Origin of the sequence: Microbacterium sp. 18062 (genome assembly GCF_902706225.1) — a bacterium.
Classification (GTDB): domain Bacteria; phylum Actinomycetota; class Actinomycetes; order Actinomycetales; family Microbacteriaceae; genus Microbacterium.
This window is the reverse complement of sequence record NZ_CACSKB010000570.1, coordinates 1-406: the sequence shown is the minus strand read 5'-3', so window position 1 is coordinate 406 and position 406 is coordinate 1. Positions and strand designations below refer to the sequence as shown.

Below are 406 nucleotides of genomic sequence, written 5' to 3'. Positions count from 1 at the left end.
GCCTTGGGCACGCCGTAGTCCTGCCATTCCTCGAACGTGGCGTACGTACCCTGGGGTGTCACAGGGAACACCCACAGCGACGGATTGCGCAAGACTCCGTCGCGGTACTGCCGCGTAGCGCCCAGCCCCGTGTGCCCTCCGAAATAGGCAGCGACCACGCCCTGCTCTTCCAGCCAGTCCATGGCCCAGAGCGGATTGTTGCCTTGCGGCGCCGAGTAGTCGCGCATCGGCCGGCCCAACGCGCTGTCCACGGCATTCTTGTTCTGCAGCAGGTAGGGACGGAACGTCGCCGCGTTGTCTTCCGTGGCGTTCAGGCCGTAGTAGTCGTGGATCCACCCGCCGTGCGAGCCGATCGCGTGGCCACGCGCATCCAGGCGCCGCAGCAGTTGCTGCGCGGTGGGATTGG

Annotated in this window: 1 protein-coding gene; it reads right to left on the bottom strand. The window is 66.7% G+C overall.

Going from position 1 to position 406, the window contains the following annotated elements; all coding sequences use genetic code 11:
- A partial coding sequence (locus GVL03_RS21260) for a polysaccharide deacetylase family protein (protein ID WP_159502752.1) occupies positions 1-406 on the bottom strand: 406 nt, incomplete at both ends.